The organism is uncultured Anaerovibrio sp. (assembly GCA_902786545.1).
Taxonomy (GTDB): Bacteria; Bacillota; Negativicutes; order Selenomonadales; family Selenomonadaceae; genus Anaerovibrio.
Genome location: CADACU010000069.1, coordinates 1 through 6,069 on the forward strand (window position 1 = coordinate 1; position 6,069 = coordinate 6,069).

Sequence of the window (6,069 nt, forward strand, 5' to 3'; positions counted from 1 at the left end):
GCTATGGTTGACAAGCTGGCTGCTGAGTTCAAAGATGAGCTGGCTAACCTGGGCGTTCGTGTTGATGAGCTGGAAGCTCGCATGGACAATGTTAAGTGGACTGGTTGGGTTCGTTATGAGTACAAGACCCGTCGTCAGGAAAATGACGGTAACCGTGCTGTTAGCACTGTACAGAGAATTAAGCTCCGTCTCACTCCTTCCATGAAGATTAACAAGCAGTGGACTGCCCATGCTCGTATGGAGTATGGTATGGATGCAAACTCCTCCCATAACTCCACTGCTGCTAACTGGGGTGGCGGTTACACCGGCACTCAGTTCCGTGTTGACCAGGCTTGGGTAGATGGTAAGCTTGGCAAGGCTACCGTTAAACTCGGTCGTTTCGGCACTTGGGGCGAAGCTGGCCATGGTATTGCCATGGATGATGTTATCACCGGTGCTGAAGTAAACATTCCATTCGGCAAGGATTGGCATGTAAACTTGGCTGCAGGTCGTTACAGCTGGTATCCAACTGATACCCTCGGAAAAGCAGTAGTAAAAGATGCAGATGGTAAGGAGGTAGGTAAGGCCTCTGGCGTTTTGCTTGGCGATCCGTCTGATGGTTATGCTGATGGTACTTGGACTTACATGGGTGCTGATGTATACTTTGCTAAGGGTAAGTGGGACTTTGGTGTAGGTTACCGTGAATTACATGGTAAGGATGCTACTAAAGCTCAGTTCGCTAACTCCATGGGCAACGCTGACAAGATTAAGATTGCTTCCGCTGGTATCGGTTACAAGTTCAGCCCAGCTGTTGGCATCAAGGCTGACTACAGCCGTGTAAATGCTGCTGAGGTTGCTGATAACCCTAACCAGAAGCATTCCTACAATGTACGCCTTGATTGGCAGGCTACCAAGAAGATTGGCCTCTATGTTTCCTACAAGAAGATGTCCAATCCTGGTACCCTCGCTGCTACCTATGACCTCCAGAGTTACAACACTAAAGGCCAGAAAGGTTGGGAAGTTGGTACTGATATTACCCTCCAGAAGAATGTTAGCGCTTCCGCTTACTACTTCCAGGGTGATAACCTCGACAACACCAGCAAGCTCAAGATGTTCTACGGTAACCTTAACTTCAGCTTCTAATTTAGAGCTTAGTTGTGAACTAACAAATAATGAGAGCTCCTACTTCGGTAGGAGCTCTTTTCATTTGCCTAATTTTTTATCGCCCCCGCCAGAAGACTCCTTCCTCTTAGGTGGGAGATGAATGGCGGTAGATTGAGTGGGTTCGATGCCTGCTCAATCTACAAAACAACGTAGATAGTCTTGTCAACTGTTTTCTTTTGCCATATAATATGTATATAACAAGAAAGGAGGTGTAACAAGATGTATCTAACTCAATCGAATGTAATCCGAAAACTCTCCAAGGAAGAGTATGCTATGCTCAGGGAGATGTGCCAGTACAGCAATAACCTGTACAATGTGGCTCTCTACAACATCAGGCAATACTATTTCAAGGAGAAGAAGTTCCTCAATTACGAGGAGAATTACCATGCCTGCAAGGAAAACGAAAACTATGGACTGCTTCAGGCTGGCGTATCGCAGCAAACTCTGAAAGTGGCTGACCGCAGTTTCAAGTCGTTCTTCAATCTCATCAAGAAAGCAAAGAAAGGTGACTATCGTTTTCAGGACATCAAGATTCCGCACTATCGAGAGAAGGGCGGTCTGTTCAACCTCATTCTCTCGACAAATGCAATCAATATCAAAAATGGGTTCCTGATAATACCTATGAGCCGTTGTTTCTCTAGGCTTCATGACGGCAGGCAAATCAAGATTCCTTTTCCTGCAAGACTTGAAGGCAAGAGAATCAAGGAAGTACGCATCTGCCCCGTATACAACGGCAGGTACTTCAAGATACAATATTGCTACTTGCAGGAAGAAGAGAAGCAAAATTTAACCCCCGATAAAGTCCTTGCTATCGACATCGGCTTGGAAAATCTGGCAACCTGCGTAACCAACATTGGGACATCGTTCATTATGGACGGTCGTAAACTCAAATCAATCAACCAGTATTGGAACAAGCAGAAAGCCCATTATCAGAGTATTGCCGACAAGCAAGGGATAAAGAAAACCCATAGGCTCTATCGTCTTGCCCGCAAGAGGAACAATCGCATTCAGGATTACATCCGCAAGACCACCCGTTACATCATCAATTACTGCATTGACCATCAGATTGGTACTGTGGTCTGTGGCTACAACCCAGATTTCACACGCTCGATGAATCTCGGCAAAAAGGTCAACCAGCAGTTCACTCAAATCAGCTTCGGTAATCTGCGTGAAGCTATGCAAAATCTGTGCGAGCGTTACGGGATTAAGTACATAGAGCAGGAAGAATCCTATACTTCAAAGGCAAGCTGCCTTGACTTGGACGATATTCCTGTCTACAATGCCGAAAATCCGTATACTGGTACATTCAGTGGCAAACGTGTCCAGCGTGGGCTGTATCGCTTTGCCGATGGCAGAATTGCAAATGCCGATGTTAACGGGGCGGCAAACATACTTCGCAAAAGTAAGCAGAACTTCGGTTTCGAAGAACTGTGTAGAGGGCTTTTGGACAGCCCATTGAGAATAAGGGTATCCTGACAGCTAACTCCTTTGGGATATGTCTGTAGGGCGTTAGTCCGTGTATCAAATTTCTCAAGAATCCCCCACTTCTTTAAGTGGGGGAGGTTCAAACCCAAAATGGCATTGATGAAATCATCAATATTCAACCTGATAAAGGTGATTCATCTAAGGCAAAATCCGTTCAGGTTAAACAAGTTCGAGCTATTATCAGAAAGTACAGAATGGAGGTATAATTATGTACGAGAGAGTGATATATTGGTCAAAAGAAGATAAATGTTGGGTTGTTGTCGTTCCAGAACTGGCAGGTTGTCAGGCTGATGGAGAAACGGCACAAGAGGCGTTGCATAATTCTGATAGGATTATTCAGGAATGGATTGATACAGCTAAAATGCTGGGCAGAGAAATTCCTGAACCTGTTGGACGGTGTGCATTTGCATAAAATCAACTTACTGAGCCCTGCGGGGCTCTTTTGTTTTGCAAAATGTTAGTCCGCCTGATTAGCAGACCCCACCTCAGCAGTTTTATATGTTCCATATCCCTCGTAACGATATGACGCATCAATCCCTTTCATATATACCTGGCGATCATTCACCTTATCTGTCAGGGCTTTTTTTAGTAAAGACATAATTTCTTTACTTCTTACCGGACTGCGTTCCATAGCATAAAGATAATCTTCCTTGTCTATCAGGCTCCAATCAATGACCTGACCGAGTTCTTTTTTTAATATGGCATCCAGCCAAATACGCATACTGCGCCCATTCCCTTCCCGAAAGGGATGCGCAACATTCATTTCCACATATTTCGTCACAATCTCTTCAAAAGTTTTTTGTGGCATTTTATCAATTTTTTTTAAAGCATCGGTTAAATATAACACAGGAGCAAACCTAAAATTTCCTTTAGCAATATTAACATCCCGCAGTTGACCGGCAAATTCATAAACATCCTGAAAAAGATAGCTGTGAATGGCTTTTAAACCAGCAAAAGTTCCCACTGGAAAACCATCAATAATATTCTTGTCATAAAGCTCAGCAGCTCGTTTCTTGGTCAAATATTCTTCCTTATGGGCCAGTTCTATGGCATCTGCCAAGCCTAATTTATTGTCTAATGCCATAACTCCTCCTGAAAATATCACTTATAACGGCAAATATATTTACATCCTTATTTTATCATAACCAGTACTTAATTATAACGCCTAGGAAAAAATTCCGGGCTCTCTTTTCGATAATATATGCACAGTCGTTAAACAGTATATTGCACAAGGAGGATTATTATGATTACGACAAATTGGCAATGGAACACAAACATTTTAGCATCATCCTCAAGCAAGACAAATATGATTTCCTTCAAAGAGTATTTTGACCAAATGCTCATCTGGAAAGAAAAAGAGACCGCCCTTAGCACTTATCAAAATTATCGGTCGGTATACAATCATTTTGTGCCTATATTAGGTAACTGCCCCTTGGCAGATATTTCCGGGCCGTTGATTGATACAATATTCGACCAGCTCAATATAAAAACTTCCTCCCGAAAAACCTACAGGCTGATTTTATCGGCCTTATTTAATGATGCCATACGACAGGAAATATTAGAGAAAAATCCTTGTCATAATATGCGTAAAATCCGGCAAAATCACTTTAAAATAGATTTACGACTACCGAGCCGGGCTGAAATACAGCAATATATCCAAAAAGCCAGAAACGAAAGGAATCATTTTATTTACAAGGTCCTGCTTTTAGCGGTAAGTACCGGAATGCGACTGGGGGAGATCCTCAACCTGACAACCAATGACATAGACTTTAAAAATCATACCATTGAAATAAAGGGACAGCTCACTCAGGCTGGCCCGGATATGCCTTTAAAAACCAGTAAATCATATCGAAAAATATTTGTAGCCAAGGAAATACTGCGGGAAATTCGCAAGTACACCCTTGGCTTGTACATTTTTACCCCAAATCGTTTTCCGTTCAAGCAGATATCCAGACATACGGCTGATAAATATATATACCACTTCTTTAAGCGGCTTGATACCCCGGAAGGCTTTACCTTTCACAGCTTACGACATTATCATGCTACCGAACTGGTTCGGCGAGGGATTGATATAAAAGAGGTAAGTAAACGGCTGGGCCATGCCAGCATATATATAACTGCTGACTTTTATACCCATTGGGTAGATGATATGGATATGGTGGCCGCGGATATCATGGGGAAGGGATGGATAGTATAACAAAGGAAAGCGTACAAAAAGAGCTCCTACCGAAGTAGGAGCTCTCATTATTTGTTAGTTCACAACTAAGCTCTAAATTAGAAGCTGAAGTTGAGGTTACCGTAGAACATTTTGAGCTTGTTTTCACCAGCCAAATTCTTACCATCAAAGTAGTAAGCGCAAGCACTAACATTCTTCTGGAGGGTGATATCAGTACCGATCTCCCAGCCCTTCTGACCATCACAGTTCCAGCTCAGGAGATCATAGGTTGCACAAACATTAGGGTTAGCCAAATGTCTGTATGCAGCGTGAACATTTATCTTTTTGCTAAGCTGCCAGCTAAGCTGAATATTGTAATTATGTTTCTGGTTTGGAGCAGAACCTGCATACTGAACGCTGTCATCTGCGCGCTTACCAGCATTTATACGAGCATAATCAACATTCATGTATACAGCTGGACTAAACTTATATCCCACACCGACATTGGCCATTTTAATTCTGTCAATGCCATCCATGCAGTTGAAGTTCGCAGTTGCATTCAGATTTGGAGTCTTACCACGGAACTCGCGATAACCTACACCAAAATCCCACTTATCCTTTGCGTAATATACTTCACCACCGAGGTAAGTCCAAGTACCACCAGCATAACCATCAGACGGATCGCCAAGCAAAACGCCAGAGGCCTTACCTACCTCGTTACCATCTGCATCTTTTACTACTGCGCTTCCGAGGGTATCAATTGGATACCAGCTGTAACGACCGGCTGCCAAATGAACATTCCAATTTTTACCAAATGGAATAGTTACATCAGCACCGGTGATAACATCATCCATTACAAGACCATGGCTTGCGTTATCATAAGTACCGAAACGGCCTAATTTAACAGTGGCAGTACCAATCTTACCATCTACCCAAGCCTGGTCAACCCGGAACTGAGTGCCATTGTAACCGCCACCCCAGTTAGCAGCAGTGGAGCAATGGGCGGAGTTTGCATCCATACCAAATTCCATGCGAGCATGAGCAGTCCACTGGTTGTTGATCTTCATGGAAGGAGTGAGACGGAGCTTAATACGCTGAACAGTGCTCACACCATCCGTTGGATTACCTTTAGCATCTTTTAAATCCTTTTGACGACGGTTCTTGTACTCATAACGAACCCAACCGGACCACTTAACATTGTCCATGCGAGCTTCCAGCTCATCAACACGAACGCCCAGGTTAGCCAGCTCATCTTTGAACTCAGCAGCCAGCTTGTCAACCATAGC

Annotated in this window: 6 protein-coding genes; 4 read left to right on the forward strand and 2 right to left on the reverse strand. The window is 43.5% G+C overall.

All coding sequences use genetic code 11. The features are described from left to right. The 3 genes from QZV24_RS09845 to QZV24_RS09855 all read left to right on the forward strand — a co-directional run. Positions 1–1,122 (forward strand): hypothetical protein (locus QZV24_RS09845; RefSeq protein ID WP_294523373.1); only part of this gene is annotated, 1,122 nt, incomplete at its 5' end. Between the two features lie 240 nt (positions 1,123–1,362). After that, a complete protein-coding gene (locus QZV24_RS09850) occupies positions 1,363–2,619 on the forward strand; it encodes a transposase (protein ID WP_294523375.1) in 1,257 nt (418 codons plus the stop codon). Between the two features lie 217 nt (positions 2,620–2,836). Further along, entirely contained in the window at positions 2,837–3,040 is a 204-nt protein-coding gene (locus tag QZV24_RS09855; RefSeq protein ID WP_294523376.1) for a type II toxin-antitoxin system HicB family antitoxin, read from the forward strand. A gap of 45 nt (positions 3,041–3,085) precedes the next feature. Here the strand turns inward: QZV24_RS09855 and fic are convergent, their stop codons facing one another. Then, on the reverse strand, positions 3,086–3,712 hold the full coding sequence (gene fic / locus QZV24_RS09860; protein ID WP_294523378.1) for a protein adenylyltransferase Fic: 627 nt from the start codon (positions 3,710–3,712) through the stop codon (positions 3,086–3,088). 159 nt (positions 3,713–3,871) lie between these two features. Here fic and QZV24_RS09865 point away from each other — a divergent pair, with 159 nt between their 5' ends. Beyond that, entirely contained in the window at positions 3,872–4,825 is a 954-nt protein-coding gene (locus QZV24_RS09865) for a site-specific integrase (protein WP_294523380.1), read from the forward strand. 77 nt (positions 4,826–4,902) lie between these two features. On the opposite strand, the gene QZV24_RS09870 is transcribed toward QZV24_RS09865, so the two are convergent. Continuing rightward, positions 4,903–6,069, reverse strand: a 1,167-nt coding sequence (locus tag QZV24_RS09870; RefSeq protein WP_294523382.1) for a hypothetical protein, incomplete at its 5' end; no start/stop codon positions are given.